Raw genomic sequence first — 15,866 nt, 5'->3', positions numbered from 1 at the left:
TTATTTATCTACTCTCCAATATCTTCATTCCATAATTCTGGATTTTTAAAAATAAAAGATTCCATTAAATCGATACAGACTTTATTACTTACAACTTCTACAGCAACACCACGAGATTTTAATAAGGCTTCATCGCCTAGAAACGTTTTATTTTCACCAATAACAACTTTTGGTATGCCGTATAACAAAATAGCTCCAGAACACATCGAACAAGGAGATAATGTGGTATACAATGTACACCCCTTATAAACGTTTGCTGGTTGTCGTCCTGCGTTTTCAAAAGCATCCATTTCGCCATGCAACACTACACTTCCGTTTTGTATTCTTTTATTATGGCCTCGACCAATTATTTTGCCTTTGTAGGTTATAACAGAACCAATAGGAATGCCGCCTTCTCTCAACCCTTTTTTTGCTTCTTCAATAGCTGCTTCTAAAAATTCATCCATTTATTGTAAAGTTTAAACTTATTCTATTTCTTGTACTACTCCAATTTGATCTAATTCATTTTGGGCATTCTTTTTAGCCTTGAATTTTTTCTCATCTACAACATATGTATTTGACATTGAATCATGCCACCCTCTTCCTTCGGCTCCTAAAAATGAAAAAGCGTCAAAAGGAATTAATCTACACAAACTGCGTAAAACAATATCTGATGCTTTTGGTTTCGATCCATCTTCCATAACTACCAATGTTTTTGTTATATACTTTCCTACTGTTTTTCCTTTAAGTAAAATTTCAGCAATCATATAAAAAATAATAAACACTATACTTGTTAACAACCTATCCATTAGTGTACCCATATTTTCAATATCATATAAAAGTTTATCAAAAGCTGTAGTATCTGTAAAAAAAGAATAAACAATAACTCCAATAAGAAAACTTAAACCAAATATTAAAATATAAAATATAATTTTATCAATAATGTAATTTGCAAAACGATTTCCTTTAGTTGCATATAAATCTGGGGTAATTCTAAAATTTTGATTATTCATAAGTAGTTGGTTGGTCAAATTAAAGTTTAAAAATAGTTTTTTTAATTAATATGCCACAAATAAAAAAGCACCTCTTTCGAGGTGCTTTTAAAAATTTGGGGTTCCCTCTTTCGAGGGAACTACCCAATAACTGATTTAAGATCCACACATTAAACAATCGTCTCCTTCTGCAGCTTTGGCTTGAGCAATAAGTGCTTTCATTTCATCAGCACTCATAGGTTCAACTTCTACTTCTGGTTTATTTTGTTGTGCAAATTTAGCGGCATTTTGTGCTGCTAACTTCTTTTTCTTAGCTTCTTCTTGCTGCGCAACAACATTATTAACCTCTACAGTTTCTGCAACTGGTTCTTCTTTCTTTTTAGTATCTAAAGTAAACTTAATAGCATCAACAGCAGATTTTGTTCTTAAATAATACATGCCTGTCTTTAAGCCACTTTTCCATGCGTAAAAATGCATTGATGTTAATTTAGCCATAGTCGCGCCTTCTAAGAATAAGTTTAAAGATTGTGACTGATCTATAAAATATCCGCGTTGACGAGACATATCTATAATATCTTTCATGCTTAGCTCCCAAACTGTTTTGTATAAATCTTTAATATCTTGAGGAATGATATCGATATGCTGCACAGAACCATTTGCTCTCATAATGGCTTGTTTTAAATTATCATCCCAAAGGCCCAACTCTACTAAGTCTTCTAATAAGTGTTTGTTAACTACAATAAACTCGCCAGATAACACACGACGTGTATAAATGTTAGACGTATATGGTTCGAAACACTCATTGTTCCCAAGGATTTGAGACGTTGATGCCGTTGGCATTGGAGCTACTAATAAGGAATTACGAACCCCATTTTTAATTACTTGCTTGCGTAGTTTTTCCCAATCCCAGCGTCCGCTTAATTCATCGTCTTTAATATTCCAAAGATTATGCTGAAACTCACCTTTACTTATAGGCGAACCTTTGTATGTTTGATAAGGACCATCTTCTTTTGCCTCTTCCATACTTGCTGTTACTGCAGCGAAATAGAGCGTTTCAAAAATCTCTTGATTTAATTTTTTAGCGGCATCGCTTGTAAAAGGCATACGTAATTGAATAAAAGTATCTGCCAACCCTTGAACACCTAATCCAATAGGACGATGACGCATATTAGAGTTTTCGGCTTCTTTTACAGGATAGTAATTTCTATCGATTACTCTGTTTAAGTTTTTAGTGACACGTTTAGTTATACGGAATAATTCTTTGTGATCGAATTCTCCATTTTTAACAAACATTGGTAATGCTATGGATGCCAAATTACAAACAGCAACCTCATCTGGAGAGGTGTATTCTAAAATCTCTGTACATAAATTTGACGAACGAATAGTTCCTAAATTTTGCTGATTAGATTTACGATTTGCTGCATCTTTATACAACATATATGGTGTACCTGTCTCAATTTGAGATTCTAAAATTTTCTCCCAAAGCTCACGAGCTTTTATGGTTTTACGTCCTTTACCTTCGGCTTCATATTTAGTATACAACGCTTCAAAAGCTTCACTGTGTACTTCGTCTAATCCTGGGCATTCGTTAGGGCACATCAACGTCCACTCACTATCTTCTTGCACACGTTTCATAAATAAATCCGATGTCCACATCGCATAAAATAAATCACGTGCACGCATTTCTTCTTTACCATGGTTTTTCTTTAAATCAAGAAAATCAAAAATATCGGCATGCCAAGTTTCAATATAAATAGCAAAACTTCCTTTACGTTTTCCGCCACCTTGATCTACATAACGTGCCGTATCATTAAATACCTGCAACATAGGAACGATTCCGTTTGATGTACCATTTGTTCCAGCAATATAACTACCTGTGGCGCGAACATTGTGTATTGCTAACCCAATTCCTCCTGCAGATTGTGATATTTTAGCTGTTTGCTTTAACGTATCGTATATCCCATCAATACTATCTTCCTTCATAGTTAAAAGAAAACAAGATGACATTTGTGGTTTTGGTGTACCTGAATTAAATAAGGTTGGTGTAGCGTGTGTAAAATATTTTTTAGACATTAACTCGTAGGTTTCAATGGCTGCATCTAAATCGTTTAGATGAATACCTATTGAAACACGCATAAGCATGTGTTGAGGGCGTTCGGCAATTTGTCCGTTTAATTTTAGTAGATAGGAACGCTCTAAAGTTTTAAACCCAAAATAGTCGTAACCAAAATCGCGGTTATAAATAATTGTAGAATCTAATCTATCCTTATTATCCATAATTACTTGATAAACCTCATCAGATAACAGTGGTGCTTTTTTATTAGTTCTTGGGTTTACATAGGTGTAAAGGTCTGTCATCACCTCACTAAATGTCTTTTTTGTGTTTTTATGTAAATTAGACACCGAAACTCTAGCCGCTAAACGCGCATAATCTGGATGTGCAGTCGTCATGGTTGCTGCAACTTCTGCAGCAAGATTATCAAGCTCGCTAGTAGTAACACCATCGTACAGACCTTCTATCACACGCATGGCTACTTTTAATGGATCTACTAATTCGTTTAATCCGTAACATAATTTTCTTACTCTAGCGGTAATTTTGTCGAACATAACTTGTTCTTTTCTGCCGTCTCTTTTTACTACATACATAATTTTTACACGTTTTTAAGTTTCTTTCTGAACCACCAAATTCAGAAAAATGGTTAGTTATTTATTCTATAGTTTAAGGTTAGTGGTTAATTAGCCTTAAAAAATAGTTTTCTTTAATATTTAATTATTTATTGAAAATCGTTTTTCTCTATGATTTTAGAGAATACGAAACCTTTTTATTGTTGTGTGCTTTTTTAATTAAAAGTCGGCATCAAAGCTAAATTTATCTTTGTCCTCTTCTTTATTAAGAACACCTGCTTTTTGATATTCTGAAACGCGTTTTTCAAAGAAATTAGTTTTTCCTTGTAAAGAAATCATATCCATAAAATCAAAAGGATTGGTTGAGTTATATACTTTATCGCATCCAAATTCCCCCAACAACCTATCAGTTACAAACTCTAAATATTGTGTCATTAATTTTGCATTCATTCCAATTAAACTTGCTGGAAGTGATTCTGTAATAAATGAGCGTTCAATATCTAAAGCATCTGTTAATATTTTTGTGATTCTTTCTTTTGGTACTTTGTTTACAATATGGTTTTGGTGTAAGTGCACCGCAAAATCACAATGTAAACCTTCATCTCTTGAAATAAGTTCGTTAGAAAAAGTTAATCCTGGTAATAATCCACGTTTTTTAAGCCAAAAAATAGAACAGAAACTCCCTGAGAAAAAGATACCTTCAACCGCAGCAAAAGCGATTAAACGTTCTGCAAAACTTGGAGAATCTATCCATTTAAGTGCCCAATCTGCTTTTTCTTTAATAGCTGGAAATACTTCAATAGCATTAAATAATGCGTCTTTTTCTTTATCGTCTTTTACGTAAGTATCAATTAATAATGAATATACTTCAGAATGAATATTTTCCATCATAATTTGAAAACCATAAAAGAATTTAGCTTCTGAGTATTGTACTTCAGACACAAAATTCTCTGCTAAATTTTCGTTTACAATACCATCTGAAGCCGCAAAAAAAGCTAAGACATGTTTGATGAAATAACGCTCGTCATCAGTTAATTTATTATTCCAATCGTTAAGATCTTGATGTAAATCTATCTCTTCTGCTGTCCAAATACTTGCCTCTTGCTTTTTATACCATTCCCAAATATCATGATGTTGAATAGGGAAAATAACAAAACGATCTTTGTTTTCTTGTAAAATGGGTTCGATGGCTTGAGACATTGTTTTTTTAGTTTTTTATAAAAATTTAACGATAATTTACTTTAATTTCGGGTTAACAAAGATTGGAAAATGTAACCGTAAATGAAAGGCATAGTTATAAACATTGTCAACAAGTTTTTAACAAACAAATAATAGCCTTGATAATTAGAAGTTTACAAAAATATTTTGTAATTTACTGGTTTACAGTATTTTAATTTTTTAAAGACTAAAAAATGTTGACACAAAAATAAAAGATTACAAACTAACAAACACCTTATTTCATTGATGTTTTAAAAGATTTTTTTAAGGAGCTTAAAAAGTTTTAGCAACCTTTTCTAATTCGCTATACCAATCTTCACCAAACTTACGTATTAGTGCTTCTTTTACAAATTTATAAACAGGAACTTGTAATTCTTTTCCAAGTGAGCAAGCATCATCGCAGATTTCCCATTTATCATAATTTACCGCCGAAAATTCAGAATATTCTTTAACGCGAATGGGATACAAATGACAAGACACTGGTTTTTTCCAAGAAATTTCACCTTGATTATAGGCTTCTTCAATACCACAAAGTGCTGTGTTTTTTTCATCAAAAATAACATAAGCACAATCTGCATTATTAATTAAAGGAGTTTCAAAATCTCCAAAATCTGTAGTAATATGTGTACCTTGTTTCTCAATAGCATCAATACCCGCTTCTCGTAAAAAAGGTTTTACTTTAGAGTAAATATCTTTTAGGATTTGAGTTTCTTCTTTATCAAGTGGCGCCCCAGCATCGCCATCAATACAACATGCGCCTTTGCATGCTGACAGATTACAAACAAAATCTTTTTCTATTATATCTTCTGAAACTATGGTTTTTCCTAATTGAAACATGTCGCAAAAATAGAGAAACTTTAGCTTAAATTAATGTTATAAATTAGTAATAATCGTCTACTTTTGCCGAAAAATTAAGAACCTCTATTTTTAGAGATTTTTAATTTTTCAGATTCCCGCCTTCGCGAGAATGACAAATGATTTATAAACGCAGCAAGCTGCGAGATATTTTTGAATTTAAACCTTTTAAAAATGCAACTTAATTTTAAAGAAATATTCACAGCTTTTATGGTGCTATTTGCCGTAATTGATATTGTTGGCAATATTCCTATTGTTATTGATTTACGTAAAAAAGTAGGGCATATACAAAGCGAAAAAGCTTCAATAATTGCTGGAATTATTCTAATTGTATTTCTGTTTTTAGGAAAAAGTATTTTAAACCTTATTGGTATAGATGTTAACTCGTTTGCAGTTGCTGGTGCTTTTATTTTGTTTTTTATAGCTTTAGAAATGATTTTAGGTATTACACTTTATAAGCAAGAAGAAAATACTTCTATGACTACCGCCGTTTTTCCTTTAGCATTTCCGTTAATTGCTGGCCCAGGAAGTTTAACTACTTTATTATCTTTAAGAGCAGAATTTAGAATAGAAAATATTATTGTAGCTGTTTTAATGAATGTTATTATTATTTATGTTGTGCTTAAAACATCATCAAAAATTGAACGCCTTATAGGGCAAAATGGTATTAATATTATACGTAAAGTATTTGGTGTTGTTTTATTAGCAATTGCTGTAAAACTATTTGCCCATAATATAAAAGCCCTGTTTGACATTGCTTAAAGCCTATAATGAGTGTTTAACAAACAATGATATTGCAAAACAATAAAATTTAAAACACATGAAACTATTTACCATATTACTTAGTACAATTGCTTTAGGGCTTATTATTTTTAACTTTACAAAAGTAGATTTTAATGCGCCTTTTGAAGATGATAGCATGATTGCTTTAATTACTATTGTAGCCTCATGTTGTGTAATTATAATGATGGCTATTTTAAGAACCTCAAAACGTATTGAACAAAAAGTAAAACAAAGTAAATAATGCTAGATGTTTTAATTATTGGTGGTGGTGCGGCAGGTTTATCTTGTGCTTTGGTTTTAGGGTCTGCAAAAAACAAACCCTTTGCAAAAAACAAACATATTGCAGTTATTACGCATCAAAAAACATCGCATTTACAAACTGCTTTATTTAATAATGTATTGGGGTTAAAACCTGGTACTACTGGCGAATCTATTTTAGAAAGTGGAAAAAAACAATTACACGATTTATATCCACATATTAAGCAAATTGAAAACGAAAAAGTTTGCGTTATTTCAAAATCAACTAATGGTTTTATAGTTGAAACCAATAAAAACAACTACGAAGCTAAACTAGTTGTTATTGCTGTTGGTTACACCAATTTAATGACAATAAAAGGTTTAGAAAACTATATTGAACCCCATCCAAGAACAAATATTGAAAAAGATCGTATTTGGTTAAAAAACACCAATCATTTAATTGAAGATAATTTATATGTTGCTGGTACATTAGCAGGTTGGCGCAGTCAGTTTGCTATAGCTTCTGGTAGTGGAGCCCATGTAGCAACAGATATTTTAACGCTTTGGAATGGCGGGAAGCATGTTAAGGTGCATGATAAGATTTAGAAAACTACTCCCCATCACTCAACTTAATCACCTCATCAATCATAATATCACGCTGGTTGAAAACTTCCTCAAAAGCGCCATTGCCATAAAGTTGGTCGGCAAGAGTGGCTTTAATGTATTGTTTTACTTCTTCGTGATAAGCCACAAAGGTTATTTTAGAGTCGGTTCTTATATTTAAGTAATCTTGAAAAGCAAATACCAAATCTTCACCTACCTCGTAACTATCAATAAATTCTTGTCTAGAAATATCATCATAAACATGTCTGTCTTTTTCTAACTCTTCAAACACAAAATAGCCAATTAATCCACGACGTTGCAAATAAGTAAGTGTTTCGTTGTGCATACTATTATCAATAGGCACAAACACATCGGGGATAATGCCGCCGCCGCCATAAACAATTTTACCTTTTGGCGTGGTAAATTTTAGCGAATCGGCAACTTTAATTTTTTCAGGATCGAGAAGTTCGCCGCTATCCAGTCGTTCAAAATACTCGTCGTAATAATCTTTATGTCCTTTTTTGTAAGGTCGCTGAATGGAGCGTCCTGTTGGTGTATAATAACGTGACACCGTTAAACGTACTGCACTACCATCGCCCAAATCCATTTCGCGTTGTACGAGTCCTTTACCATAAGAACGCCTACCAATAATAGTGCCTTTATCGTTATCTTGTAAGGCGCCTGCAACAATCTCGCTAGCCGATGCAGAGTTTTCGTCAATCAGCACATAAACATTGCCTTCTTCAAATTTACCTTTACTTGTTGCATAGCTTTTTTCGATATTACCTCGCTTGTTTTTTGTAAACAATATAAGCTTATCATCTTCTAAAAATTCATCAACAATTTGTTCGGCAATACCTAAAAACCCACCTGGGTTATCGCGTAAATCAATAGCCATTTCGGTAGCACCAAGGCTAATAAGTTTTTCTAACCCTGCTTTAAACTCTTTGTATGTAGATTCTGCAAAGCGATTAATTTTTATATAACCCAATTTTTCGGTTAGCATGTATGCGGCATCAACACTTTTTATAGGAATGGTACCGCGTTTAATGGTAAAATCTAAAAGCTTTGGTTCGCCTTTTCTATATACCTTTAATTTCACTTTACTATTAATTGGCCCTTTAAGTTTTTTAACCAGCTCCCCATCGTTTAAGCGTTCTCCATAAAGCGAATCGCCATTAGCCATAATAATACGATCGCCACCTTTTATACCCGCTTTAGCACTCGGCCCATTTTCTATAGGTCTTATAACTGTAATGGTATCTTTATAAGTATAAAAGCTAACGCCAATACCTACAAAATCGCCTTTCATGTTTTCGGCAACACGTTCCATATCTTCTTTTGGAATGTATACCGAATGTGGGTCTAAATTATCTAAAATACCATTAACCGTAACATCTACAATACTATCTGTATTTATTTCATCTACGTAATCGTAATCAATATAATCAATAAGCCTATTAAGCTTATCTTTTTTGCTATTTGTAGAAAATAGGCGATCTGGCGAATCGGAAAAATTTAACTTTCCGCCAATAAAAATGCCTGCTGCAATAGCAACCCCTAAAACTAATGGTAAATATTTTTTTTGATAACCCATTATTCGTCTATGGCTTCAATTAATTTAAGTTTTATACCTGCTTTTTCTAAAAAACGTAATCCAGAATCGTCTTTATACGCTTGGTTATAAACTACTTTTACAATTCCAGCTTGATGTATTAGCTTACTACACTCTTTACAAGGCGACATGGTTATATATAACGTTGCCCCTTTTGCTGATTGTGTAGATGCTGCGACTTTTAAAATGGCATTAGCCTCGGCATGTAACACATACCATTTGGTGTAACCCTCTTCATCTTCACAAAAATTTTCAAATCCTGATGGTGTGCCATTGTATCCATCAGATATTATCATTCTATCCTTTACAATAAGCGCGCCAACTTGCCTACGCTTACAGTACGATAATTTCCCCCATTCTTTAGCAATTCTTAAATAAGCCTTATCGTACTTAAGTTGTTTATGTTCTGGCATTAATTTATTTTATATTTTAGGCGTTACCACAAGGGTCAGGCTTTTCGTTACAATCTTTTTTAAAGTTCTCGATACATTTAAATCGAAACACTCAAACTGACATAAAAAAGGATTTTCACTACAATCCTTAACGCGAAACAATTGTTATAACGAATATACTCGGTTCGTATTTTAATTACAACGTAAGTTCGTTAAACTTTTCCGAAAATTCGATTTGAAGGTGTATCATTCAAAAAAATGTTTTAATCTTAAAATAAGTTTATTTTAAATAAAAGCCTCTACAAGAAACTAGTGAAATTGTATATTCAAATTAACTCCCTACTTTTGTTTTATGAATCAATTTCCAAAAAAACTTCAGCAAAAACTTGAAGAACGTAAAGCAAATAATGCGTTACGTCAACTTGATTCACAAAATGTTTTAATAGACTTTTCATCAAACGATTATTTAGGGTTTGCTAAATCTGAAGCTATTTTTAACAGCACTCATGAGTTTTTAATTGGACATAATATTAAACAAAATGGCGCAACAGGCTCACGCTTGCTTTCTGGAAATCATCATTTATACAATATTGTAGAAAACATTATAGCCGATTTTCATAATAGCGAATCGGCACTAGTTTTTAACTCAGGTTATGACGCCAATATTGGTTTTTTTAGTAGCGTACCACAACGTGATGATGTTATTTTATACGATGAATATATACATGCTTCTATTCGTGATGGTATTAAACTTTCAAATGCAAAAGCTTATAAGTTTAAGCATAATGATTTGGACGCCTTAGGCAAATTATTACTTCGTCATTCTGAACTTGTTTCAGAATCTCATCAAGGTATATACGTTGTTACAGAATCAGTATTTTCAATGGATGGCGACTCACCAAATTTGGATGCAATATACCAAATAAGCAAAAAACATAATGCCTTTTTGGTTGTTGATGAAGCTCATGCCATTGGTATTTTTGGAGAACGTGGCGTTGGTTTAGTTCAAAAATTAAATCTAGAAAAAAAGGTTTTTGCTCGCTTAGTAGCTTTTGGAAAGGCTATGGGTTGCCACGGCGCAGCAATTCTTGGAAGCGAAAAACTAAAACAATACCTCGTTAATTTTTCTCGTAGTTTTATTTACACAACTGCTTTACCGCCGCATACTCTTGCAACAATCCATTCAGCTTATAATGAATTAATTAAAATAGAAAATAGAACAAAGCTCCATCAAAACATTGCATATTTTAAATCAGAAATCATAAAAAACAATCTTCAAAACCATTTTATATCAAGCAATTCTGCTATACATTGTTGTATTATTTCTGGAAACGAAAACGTAAAATTAATTGCTAAAAAGCTTCAAGAACATAGTTTTAGTGTAAAACCCATTTTATCGCCAACAGTTACAAAAGGTGAAGAACGTTTGCGCTTTTGTTTACATAGCTACAATTCTGAAAAAGAAATTACCGAAGTTCTACAGTTGTTAACTACTTTTGTGAAGTAAGCACTTGTTGTACTAAAAACAAGTTACAAAAATAGTATATGAGCGATACTTTTAAAACCATAGCAAGATTTCAATACTCTACCGAAGCACAAATTATTAAGGGTAGATTAGAAGCTGAAGGTATTCAAGTATTTTTATCTGATAATATAACAATAGATACAGACCCTTTAGTTAGCAACGCTATTGGTGGTGTTAAACTAAAAGTGTTATCCACTCAAGCAATTGAAGCACAACATATTTTAGATTCTATTAAAAAATACGCTATTGATGACGAAGGAAATACGATTAATTGCCCAAATTGCAAAAGCGAAAAAATAGAGTTATTTTCAACCATAAAAGATTTTAAATCCTTTTTTGCTTTTATCTTTGGCTTTCTTTTTGGAACACTGCCTTTGCATGCAAAACACAACTATAAATGTGAAGATTGTAAAACAGAATTCGATTTAAAATGAACACCTATTTCATAACAGGAATTTCAACCGATGTTGGTAAAACAGTGGCTTCAGCTATAGTGACTGAAGCTTTAGAAGCCGATTATTGGAAACCGATACAAGCTGGCGAATTAGATAATTGCGACACAAAAAAAGTAGCGCAATTAACCTCTAATACGAAATCAAAATTTCATACAAATGCTTACGCATTGCAAACACCTATGAGTCCGCATGCGGCAGCAGAAATTGATAATATGTCTATTGAAATTAAAGAAATAAAAATCCCAAAAACCAATAACAATCTAGTTATTGAAGGTGCTGGCGGATTACTTGTTCCTTTAAATAATATGCAAACGGTTTTCGATTTAATTAAACCTAACTATAAAGTTATTGTAGTGTCCAGACATTATTTAGGCAGCATTAATCACACACTTTTAACAGTAAATTTATTAAAAGAAAAAGGTTTTAATGTGTCTATTGTTTTTAGTGGTAATGAACACAAATCCACAGAAGCTATTATTAAAAAAATGACAAATGTTCCTGTTATTGGTCGCATTGACGAAGAACCTTATTTTGATAAAAATGTGATAAAAGAATATGCTGAATTGTTTAAAAACAAATTGTAACGTCACCCTGAACTCGTTTCAGGGTCACATCAAGAAATGAAATCAAGTTATGTTTACATATTAACAAATAAATATAGAACAACTTTTTACATCGGTGTTACCGCAAATCTTTCAAACCGCTTAGAAAAACATTATGATGGAACTGCATCAAAATTCACTGAAAAATATAATATAAAAGATTTAATTTATTTTGAAACATTTTCAGATATTGAACAAGCAATTGCTAGAGAAAAACAATTGAAAAATTGGCATAAAGAATGGAAATTGAATTTAATTAAGATAACAAATTCAACTTTTAAAACTTTGGATTATTAATATAATGCGATGCTGAAACAAGTTCAGCATGACGAATATGAGCTTAAAAGAAAGAGACAAAAAACACCTATGGCATCCATTAACACAGCACAAGTTACACCCAGAAACTATTGCCATAACTAAAGCAAAAGGCTGTATGTTAACCGATGAAGATGGCAATGAATATATTGATGCCATTGCCTCATGGTACACCTGTATGTATGGGCATTGCAACGATTATATAACAAATCGAGTTTCTGCACAAATGCAACAATTAGATCAAGTAGTTTTTAGCGGATTTACACACGAACCTGCCATTAAATTATCTGAAGCACTCATTAAAATTCTACCAGAAAATCAGAATAAACTATTTTTTAGTGATAATGGTTCTACATCTGTAGAAATTGGTATTAAAATGGCTCTACAATATCATTTTAATAATGGTGAAAAACGCAATACCCTAATTGCTTTTGAAGATGGATTTCATGGCGATACTTTTGGTGCCATGAGTGTTTCTGGACTATCGGTTTATAATGGTCCTTTTGAAGATTTCTTTTTAAATGTAAAACGAATCCCTGTCCCAAATGGAGATAATCATAATACCATCTTAAAAGTATTACAAGAAATCGTTTCTAATAATAAAATTGCTGGATTTGTTTACGAACCTTTGGTACAAGGGGCAGCAGCAATGAAAATGCATAATGCTGAAGGGTTAAATACCATTCTTAAATTCTGTAAAGCTCATAACATTATTACCGTTGCCGATGAAGTTATGACGGGCTTTGGTAAAACAGGTAAATATTTTGCATCACTTTACATGGAAACTAAACCAGACATTATATGCCTAAGTAAAGCATTAACTGGTGGTTTATTACCTATGGCACTTACTACATGCTCTCAAAAAATTTATGATGCCTTTTATAGCGACGATATTAGTAAAGGGTTATTTCACGGGCATACCTATTCTGCAAATCCGCTAGCTTGTACCGCAGCTTTGGCAAGTATTGAATTACTACAATCTGAAGACATTCAAAACAACATTAAAGTTATTGCTGCATCTCATCAAGTTTTTGGTAGTCACATTAAAAATCATCCTAAAGTAAAATCTATCAGACAATTAGGTGTTATTTTCGCTCTCGATTTAGATGTTGAAATGGAGCGTTATGGCAATTTACGTGATAAACTTTTTACATTTTTTATGAAAAACGGCGTGTTTTTACGTCCGTTAGGCAACACCATTTATATTCAAGCACCCTATGTAATTACTAAAAAGCAACTAGAAAAAGTGTATCAAGTTATTGAGGATGCTTTAGAAATAGTCTAACTTTGACAATTAAACGTCAATCTGAATTTATTTCAGATTCACATCCTAATATTATGAGATGCTGAAATAAATTCAGCATGACGAAAAACTATGCAAAAACCAATCTCTATAACTGCCATTGCCTCCATTTCTCCATTAGGAAAATCGCTAGATGAAATTTGGAATAACTATCAAAATAATCAACATTACATTACTGAAAAAAAGCTAAAAAATGAATCTGTTTTGGTTGCCGAAATACCTTTAGAGGCCAAACAAGATATTGAAACTTTAAGACTATCAGACAACAAATATAAATCACTAGACAACACCGTTTTATATGCTATTTATGCGTCAAGGCAAGCCGTAAAAAATGCCCGTTGGAATGCTTCAAACAACTTTGGTATTAACATTGGTTCTTCTCGTGGCGCCACGCAACTTTTCGAGGATTACCACAAGGATTTTCTAAAAAATAACAAAGCAAAAACCTTAAGTTCACCAACCACAACCCTAGGAAATATATCATCGTGGGTAGCACACGATTTACAAACCCAAGGCCCAGAAATAAGCCATTCAATAACTTGTTCCACAGCATTGCACGCAATGCTAAATGGCATTGCTTGGATAAATTCTGGTATGTGCAACAAATTTTTAGTTGGTGGTAGCGAAGCACCATTAACATCGTTTACCATAGCGCAAATGCAAGCTTTAAAAATTTATGCTAACCAAAACAATGAATTTCCGAGTCGTGCTTTAGATTTATCTAAAAAACAAAACACTATGGTTTTAGGCGAAGGCGCATCAATGGCTTGTTTAGAATCTGGTAAAAAAGAAAATGCTTTAGCTTACATTACAGGCATTGGTTATGCTACTGAAATTTTAGAACATAATATCTCTATTTCTACCGATGCAAAATGCTTTCAAAAATCAATGCAGATGGCTTTAGGTAATCTAAATCCAGATGATATAGATATTATTGTAATGCATGCTCCTGGAACTGTAAAAGGCGACCTTTCAGAATATAAAGCCATTCAATCTATTTTCAATAATAATCTTCCAGCATTAACTAGTAACAAATGGAAGATAGGACACACCTTTGGAGCATCTGGTTCTTTAAGTATTGAGCTTGCTGTTTTAATGCTACAACATCAAAAATTTATTAGTATTCCTTATTTAGAAAATCAAAAAACACCTAAAAAAATTAAACATATTCTTGTTAACGCTGTTGGTTTTGGAGGAAATGCCGTTTCAATACTATTAAAAAAATAAATTGTTATATTTATTAAAACCAATTACTATAATGAGATTTTTTATTTTAGTCGCTATTATCGTATTCTCAAGTTGTAAAAACGAAAGTGTAAATCCTATTGAAAGGATTCTGCTTTCTGATAGTAAAAAAATTAAAACGGTTGTAGACTCTATTGAAAACCATGAAGTTCAAATTCTATTTACTGAAGTTAAAAGAGTAAAAGACTCCGTTTATTTTGAAGACCACAGTTTTCAAGTTGATGACAACACATATTTTTATCCTGCTAGCACCGTAAAATTTCCTATTGCTATACTGGCTTTAGAAAAGATAGGTGCAAATAACCTTATTGATAGAAATACCATTTTTAATATTGAAAACGATAGTACTAAAACCACTTTATCTAACGCCATTAAAAAAATATTTGCAGTAAGTGACAATGCTGCTTATAACAGATTGTATGAGTATTTAGGTAAAGATTACATCAATAAAAAACTTAAAGAAAAAGGTGTAAATGCTAGAATTTCTCATAGATTATCGGTTGATAATTCTGCCGATTTAAAAACAAAGCCACTTATTTTTTACTATCAAAATCAAGTTATTTTTAAATCTGATTCTGTTAAAAATCAACCTATAAAACCTTCAAATCTAAACAAAATTAAAAAAGGAAAAGGGTATATGATTGGTGATAGCTTAGTTAACAATCCTATGGATTTTTCTTTAAAAAATTATTTGCCTGTAACCGCTTTACACCAAATAATGAAACAGCTTATGTTTCCTGAATTATATCCGAAAAACAAACAATTTCATTTAACACCAAACGATAGAAAATTTTTAATAAATACCATGAAAATCCTACCTCATGAAGCAGGTTACACATCAAATGAATATCACGAAAGCTATGTTAAGTTTTTAGTTTTTGGCGACTCAAAAAAAACCATTCCAAAACACATAAAAATATACAACAAAGTAGGTAATGCCTATGGCTACTTAACAGATTGCGCCTATATTATAAATGAACAAACTAAAAAAGAATACATTATAACGGCAACAATTCACGTTAATAAAAACCAAATTTTTAACGATAATGTTTACGAATATGATACTGTTGGTTTTCCGTTTTTAGCAGAATTGGGCAGACAATTAATTGAGTAAATATTTTA

Annotated in this window: 17 protein-coding genes; 10 read left to right on the top strand and 7 right to left on the bottom strand. The window is 32.2% G+C overall.

The genetic code is table 11. From position 1 onward, the window contains the following. Positions 1 to 8 precede the first annotated feature (8 nt). The 5 genes from AADI82_RS07835 to AADI82_RS07815 form a co-directional block, all read right to left on the bottom strand. The gene (locus tag AADI82_RS07835) at positions 9 to 446 is read right to left on the bottom strand and encodes a nucleoside deaminase (protein WP_341215890.1); all 438 of its coding nucleotides are present in this window, start codon (positions 444 to 446) and stop codon (positions 9 to 11) included. Between the two features lie 18 nt (positions 447 to 464). Continuing rightward, the gene (locus AADI82_RS07830; RefSeq protein WP_341215889.1) at positions 465 to 992 is read right to left on the bottom strand and encodes an RDD family protein; all 528 of its coding nucleotides are present in this window, start codon (positions 990 to 992) and stop codon (positions 465 to 467) included. 135 nt (positions 993 to 1,127) lie between these two features. Further along, positions 1,128 to 3,617: a ribonucleoside-diphosphate reductase subunit alpha gene (locus AADI82_RS07825; RefSeq protein WP_341215888.1), complete on the bottom strand. Its 2,490-nt coding sequence runs from the start codon at positions 3,615 to 3,617 to the stop codon at positions 1,128 to 1,130. Positions 3,618 to 3,815: 198 nt separating this feature from the next. After that, positions 3,816 to 4,796, bottom strand: coding sequence for a ribonucleotide-diphosphate reductase subunit beta (locus AADI82_RS07820; RefSeq protein ID WP_034042717.1), 981 nt, complete (start codon positions 4,794 to 4,796; stop codon positions 3,816 to 3,818). Between the two features lie 291 nt (positions 4,797 to 5,087). Next, the gene (locus tag AADI82_RS07815) at positions 5,088 to 5,651 is read right to left on the bottom strand and encodes a DUF3109 family protein (RefSeq protein WP_341215887.1); all 564 of its coding nucleotides are present in this window, start codon (positions 5,649 to 5,651) and stop codon (positions 5,088 to 5,090) included. A gap of 192 nt (positions 5,652 to 5,843) precedes the next feature. On the opposite strand from AADI82_RS07815, the gene AADI82_RS07810 reads away from it, so the two are divergent. The 3 genes from AADI82_RS07810 to AADI82_RS07800 are packed head-to-tail and all read left to right on the top strand — an operon-like array spanning position 5,844 to position 7,295. Continuing rightward, on the top strand, positions 5,844 to 6,431 hold the full coding sequence (locus tag AADI82_RS07810; protein WP_341215886.1) for a MarC family protein: 588 nt from the start codon (positions 5,844 to 5,846) through the stop codon (positions 6,429 to 6,431). 58 nt (positions 6,432 to 6,489) lie between these two features. Then, complete coding sequence (locus AADI82_RS07805; RefSeq protein ID WP_341215885.1) at positions 6,490 to 6,693, top strand: hypothetical protein; 204 nt, start codon at positions 6,490 to 6,492, stop codon at positions 6,691 to 6,693. Continuing rightward, positions 6,693 to 7,295: an FAD-dependent oxidoreductase gene (locus AADI82_RS07800; protein WP_341215884.1), complete on the top strand. Its 603-nt coding sequence runs from the start codon at positions 6,693 to 6,695 to the stop codon at positions 7,293 to 7,295. Before AADI82_RS07805 ends, AADI82_RS07800 begins: the two co-directional genes overlap by 1 nt. Positions 7,296 to 7,299: 4 nt before the next feature. Here AADI82_RS07800 and AADI82_RS07795 read toward each other — a convergent pair whose 3' ends face one another. Together AADI82_RS07795 and AADI82_RS07790 are read right to left on the bottom strand one after the other, a co-directional pair. Next, on the bottom strand, positions 7,300 to 8,889 hold the full coding sequence (locus tag AADI82_RS07795; protein WP_341215883.1) for a S41 family peptidase: 1,590 nt from the start codon (positions 8,887 to 8,889) through the stop codon (positions 7,300 to 7,302). Then, positions 8,889 to 9,320: a dCMP deaminase family protein gene (locus AADI82_RS07790; protein ID WP_341215882.1), complete on the bottom strand. Its 432-nt coding sequence runs from the start codon at positions 9,318 to 9,320 to the stop codon at positions 8,889 to 8,891. The genes AADI82_RS07795 and AADI82_RS07790 overlap by 1 nt, the downstream gene beginning before the upstream one ends. Positions 9,321 to 9,651: 331 nt before the next feature. Here AADI82_RS07790 and AADI82_RS07785 point away from each other — a divergent pair, with 331 nt between their 5' ends. The 7 genes from AADI82_RS07785 to AADI82_RS07755 all read left to right on the top strand — a co-directional run bounded on the left by AADI82_RS07785 (position 9,652) and on the right by AADI82_RS07755 (position 15,858). Further along, positions 9,652 to 10,806 (top strand): 8-amino-7-oxononanoate synthase, encoded by a 1,155-nt coding sequence (locus tag AADI82_RS07785; RefSeq protein WP_341215881.1) that lies wholly within the window; start codon positions 9,652 to 9,654, stop codon positions 10,804 to 10,806. Between the two features lie 38 nt (positions 10,807 to 10,844). After that, a complete protein-coding gene (locus AADI82_RS07780; RefSeq protein WP_341215880.1) occupies positions 10,845 to 11,258 on the top strand; it encodes a DUF2007 domain-containing protein in 414 nt (137 codons plus the stop codon). Then, positions 11,255 to 11,863, top strand: a complete 609-nt coding sequence (gene bioD / locus AADI82_RS07775; protein WP_341215879.1) for a dethiobiotin synthase — start codon at positions 11,255 to 11,257, stop codon at positions 11,861 to 11,863. The genes AADI82_RS07780 and bioD overlap by 4 nt, the downstream gene beginning before the upstream one ends. 36 nt (positions 11,864 to 11,899) lie before the next feature. Then, positions 11,900 to 12,178, top strand: a complete 279-nt coding sequence (locus AADI82_RS07770; protein ID WP_341215878.1) for a GIY-YIG nuclease family protein — start codon at positions 11,900 to 11,902, stop codon at positions 12,176 to 12,178. 37 nt (positions 12,179 to 12,215) lie between these two features. Next, positions 12,216 to 13,481, top strand: a complete 1,266-nt coding sequence (bioA, locus tag AADI82_RS07765; protein WP_341215877.1) for an adenosylmethionine--8-amino-7-oxononanoate transaminase — start codon at positions 12,216 to 12,218, stop codon at positions 13,479 to 13,481. A gap of 90 nt (positions 13,482 to 13,571) precedes the next feature. Next, positions 13,572 to 14,726, top strand: coding sequence for a beta-ketoacyl synthase N-terminal-like domain-containing protein (locus tag AADI82_RS07760; protein ID WP_341215876.1), 1,155 nt, complete (start codon positions 13,572 to 13,574; stop codon positions 14,724 to 14,726). Positions 14,727 to 14,757: 31 nt separating this feature from the next. After that, positions 14,758 to 15,858, top strand: a complete 1,101-nt coding sequence (locus tag AADI82_RS07755; RefSeq protein ID WP_341215875.1) for a serine hydrolase — start codon at positions 14,758 to 14,760, stop codon at positions 15,856 to 15,858. Positions 15,859 to 15,866: the final 8 nt, after the last annotated feature.

It is taken from the genome of uncultured Wocania sp., assembly GCF_964021735.1.
Lineage (GTDB): Bacteria > Bacteroidota > Bacteroidia > Flavobacteriales > Flavobacteriaceae > Wocania_A.
The sequence above is the reverse complement of the archived record's forward strand: the minus strand, read 5'-3'. Positions and strand labels throughout refer to the sequence as shown.

Excerpts from the sequence above, each read along its gene's own strand:
- AADI82_RS07815 (WP_341215887.1), bottom strand. The coding sequence starts at position 5,651 with ATGTTTCAATTAGGAAAAACCATAGTTTCAGAAGATATAATAGAAAAA.
- AADI82_RS07755 (WP_341215875.1), top strand. The coding sequence starts at position 14,758 with ATGAGATTTTTTATTTTAGTCGCTATTATCGTATTCTCAAGTTGTAAA.
- AADI82_RS07795 (WP_341215883.1), bottom strand. The coding sequence starts at position 8,889 with ATGGGTTATCAAAAAAAATATTTACCATTAGTTTTAGGGGTTGCTATT.
- AADI82_RS07780 (WP_341215880.1), top strand. The coding sequence starts at position 10,845 with ATGAGCGATACTTTTAAAACCATAGCAAGATTTCAATACTCTACCGAA.
- AADI82_RS07825 (WP_341215888.1), bottom strand. The coding sequence starts at position 3,617 with ATGTATGTAGTAAAAAGAGACGGCAGAAAAGAACAAGTTATGTTCGAC.
- bioD (WP_341215879.1), top strand. The coding sequence starts at position 11,255 with ATGAACACCTATTTCATAACAGGAATTTCAACCGATGTTGGTAAAACA.
- AADI82_RS07760 (WP_341215876.1), top strand. The coding sequence starts at position 13,572 with ATGCAAAAACCAATCTCTATAACTGCCATTGCCTCCATTTCTCCATTA.
- AADI82_RS07835 (WP_341215890.1), bottom strand. The coding sequence starts at position 446 with ATGGATGAATTTTTAGAAGCAGCTATTGAAGAAGCAAAAAAAGGGTTG.
- AADI82_RS07790 (WP_341215882.1), bottom strand. The coding sequence starts at position 9,320 with ATGCCAGAACATAAACAACTTAAGTACGATAAGGCTTATTTAAGAATT.
- AADI82_RS07820 (WP_034042717.1), bottom strand. The coding sequence starts at position 4,796 with ATGTCTCAAGCCATCGAACCCATTTTACAAGAAAACAAAGATCGTTTT.
- bioA (WP_341215877.1), top strand. The coding sequence starts at position 12,216 with ATGAGCTTAAAAGAAAGAGACAAAAAACACCTATGGCATCCATTAACA.
- AADI82_RS07770 (WP_341215878.1), top strand. The coding sequence starts at position 11,900 with ATGAAATCAAGTTATGTTTACATATTAACAAATAAATATAGAACAACT.
- AADI82_RS07785 (WP_341215881.1), top strand. The coding sequence starts at position 9,652 with ATGAATCAATTTCCAAAAAAACTTCAGCAAAAACTTGAAGAACGTAAA.
- AADI82_RS07800 (WP_341215884.1), top strand. The coding sequence starts at position 6,693 with ATGCTAGATGTTTTAATTATTGGTGGTGGTGCGGCAGGTTTATCTTGT.
- AADI82_RS07805 (WP_341215885.1), top strand. The coding sequence starts at position 6,490 with ATGAAACTATTTACCATATTACTTAGTACAATTGCTTTAGGGCTTATT.
- AADI82_RS07810 (WP_341215886.1), top strand. The coding sequence starts at position 5,844 with ATGCAACTTAATTTTAAAGAAATATTCACAGCTTTTATGGTGCTATTT.
- AADI82_RS07830 (WP_341215889.1), bottom strand. The coding sequence starts at position 992 with ATGAATAATCAAAATTTTAGAATTACCCCAGATTTATATGCAACTAAA.